This is a genomic window from Desulfuromonadales bacterium (assembly GCA_035620395.1).
In the GTDB taxonomy this organism is placed as follows: Bacteria; Desulfobacterota; Desulfuromonadia; order Desulfuromonadales; family DASPGW01; genus DASPGW01.
On sequence record DASPGW010000021.1, the window covers coordinates 1 to 2,682 of the forward strand.

3 protein-coding genes and 1 tRNA gene are annotated in these 2,682 nt (G+C 61.1%); 2 read left to right on the top strand and 2 right to left on the bottom strand.

What is annotated here, in order from left to right; all coding sequences use genetic code 11:
* Nucleotides 1–1,174: DUF4105 domain-containing protein (locus VD811_01380; GenBank protein HXV19624.1), on the top strand; the 1,174-nt coding region annotated here is incomplete at its 5' end.
* 154 nt (nucleotides 1,175–1,328) lie between these two features.
* Here VD811_01380 and VD811_01385 read toward each other — a convergent pair.
* Both VD811_01385 and VD811_01390 read right to left on the bottom strand, forming a co-directional pair.
* Entirely contained in the window at nucleotides 1,329–1,547 is a 219-nt protein-coding gene (locus VD811_01385) for a dodecin (GenBank protein ID HXV19625.1), read from the bottom strand.
* Nucleotides 1,548–1,721: 174 nt separating this feature from the next.
* Nucleotides 1,722–1,797, bottom strand: a tRNA-Phe gene (locus VD811_01390).
* Between the two features lie 414 nt (nucleotides 1,798–2,211).
* On the opposite strand from VD811_01390, the gene VD811_01395 reads away from it, so the two are divergent.
* On the top strand, nucleotides 2,212–2,682 hold a 471-nt coding region (locus VD811_01395; protein ID HXV19626.1), incomplete at its 3' end, for a 3-deoxy-7-phosphoheptulonate synthase.

Sequence of the window (2,682 nt, forward strand, 5' to 3'; positions counted from 1 at the left end):
GAGGATGTTCCGGCACATCTGGGAGCTGCGCGATATCTATTCCGACTATTTTTTCTTCGATGAAAACTGCTCCTACAACCTGCTCTTTCTTCTCGAGGCCGCCCGCCCCACCCTCGAGTTGACTGCTCGCTGCCGACCATGGGTCATCCCGATCGACACGGTGCGTCTGGTCCGCGAAAGCGGCCTGGTCGCCGAGACTCGCTATCGGCCCTCGAAGGCAACCCGCATCAGCCACCTTGCCGGACGCATGGATAAGGAAGAGAAGCGCCTGGCCAAACAAATCCTGGCCGGAGAGGTCGAACCGAACGAGCTGCCGACGACAGAAACCAGTATGGCCGGCCGGATTCGCATCCTCGACCTGGCGGCGGAGACGGTCGAATTCCGCTACTTCCGTCATGAGATGGACAAGGAGGAATATCGCCGCCGCTACCTCTCCCTGCTGCAGGTCCGCAGCCGGCTCGGACTGGCCGAGCCCGCCGACACCGACATCCCGGTTCCGGGCCGCCCCGACCGGGGCCACGGCTCGAACCGCTTCGGCCTCGCTGCCGGCTGGCGGGAGGACGCCTTCTTCCTCGAGGCCAGGATCCGCCCTGCCTACCACCACCTGATGGACGCCGATGCCGGCTACCTGGCCGGCTCCCAGATCGACTTCGCCAACCTCGCCCTGCGCTGGTATCCCGAACGCCATCAGTTGAAGCTGCACGCCCTCGACCTGATCAACATCGTCTCCCTCTCGCCCCGCCATCCCTTCTTCAAGCCGGTTTCCTGGAAGGTCGAGACAGGGTTTTTTCGCCGGAGCTTCGACGACGGCAACGAGCACCTTGCCTACCGGCTCAATCCGGGCGGCGGTTTTGCCTGGGGCAGCGGCGAACAGCTCGCCTACGTGCTGTTCGAGACCGATGCGCAGCTCGGCGGCCGCTTTCGCGACGGCTTCGCCCTCGGCTTCGGCGGTTCGGCCGGCCTGGCGCGCAACATGACCGAGCGCTGGAAGGGGCATCTGCGTGGCCGGCAGATCCATTACCTCTTGGGCGATCCGCACCGGGGAGAAGAGGTGGGCCTGGAGCAGACATTCACCATCAACCCGTCCCACGGGCTGGCTCTCGACCTTGTCTGGCGGCATGAACTCGGGGTCGAGACGACGGAAGGAAAGGTCGGCTGGAACTGGTACTGGTGAAGCGGTCACTGTCGCAATGAGAAACAGCGCGGAACGAGCATCCGCCTGGGTCGCTTCGTGACAGAGCAAAAAAGGGACAAGGCCTTGTCGACCCGGCCTTGTCCTTCTTTTTATGCGGCTAAGCCGTTGCAGGCTGAGTGGTGGAGACGCCTTCCTATTTGAGCTCGAAGGCGACTTTAAGCAGAACCTGGTATTCCTTCACCGTGCCGTCCTCGCCGATGTGGCCGTGGACCTCCATCACCTCGAACCACGAGAGTTTCTCCAGGCTGTTGTGGGCCTTGCTGATCGCAGCCTGGATGGCCGCCTCGATGCTCTGCCCGGAAACCCCGATCACTTCGATCTTCTTGTAAGTTCTGCCCTTGCCGTAGGTCATGATTTCCTCCTGCCGGTGAAGTTTGAGGCTTTCACTTCGATATTACCAGTCCGCGGGCGGCTGTAAAGCACCTAACCGGGGGGTGGGGGAGGCGGCCGCATGTTGCCGGCAGGCAAATACCGTATTCGGAAAAGAAAAAAGGCCACAGCACCGGCTGTGACCTTCATTTCTTTCTGGTGCCCAGGGACGGAATCGAACCGCCGACACGAGGATTTTCAGTCCTCTGCTCTACCGACTGAGCTACCTGGGCATTGGGAAACACGTATATAGCGAACTTGCGCCGGCCTGTCAAGAGAAAATGACACCAGCCGCCTCGTTCCAGGTGGATGTAATTATGCTTGCCATTTCGCAGCAGTTCTGCTACTTAACTATGCAGTTCAATTATCGGAGATGAGCCGGATGCGTTCACTGTTTGCCAGCTTCAGCGATTTTTACTTTTGGTACGGCTTTTATTTTCGGCCGTCTGCCCGGGGTAGAGGTCTGCTGGCATAGAGGAAAGCATCACATCAGCCGCCAGATCGCAAACCATGGGCAGACCGACTCCGGTTTCCCCGTGGTTTTTTCGTTCCAGGATCCGTGAATGAAAAAGGCCGCCGGGAGTCACCGGGCGGCCTTTACCGTTTCAGCAAGTTAACATCCTCATCGATCCGAAAGGAGTATAGCCATGATCATCGTCATGCAACAGGGGGCCGGCAAGGAAGCGCTGGCCGAAGTGAAGAAACGCATCCGCGAGCTGGGCTACAAGCCGCACGTTATCCACGGCGAGACCCGCGACGTCATCGGCGCGGTGGGGGACGAGCGGGGCAAGGCAGTCCTCCAGTCTCTGGAGTCGATGCCCGGGGTGGAGAGCGTCGTCCCCATTCTCAAGCCATACAAACTGGCGAGCCGCGAGGTGAAGCCGGAACCGAGCATCTTCGAGATTGGCGGCGGGGTTTCCATCGGCGGGGAGCACCTGGTGGTGATGGCCGGACCCTGTTCGGTGGAAAGCGAAGAGCAGATCGTCGACACGGCGCGGGCAGTCAAGGCCGCCGGAGCCACCGTCCTGCGCGGCGGAGCCTTCAAGCCGCGCACCAGCCCCTATTCGTTCCAGGGGATGGAGGAGGATGGGCTCAAGCTGCTCGATCTGGCCCGGCAG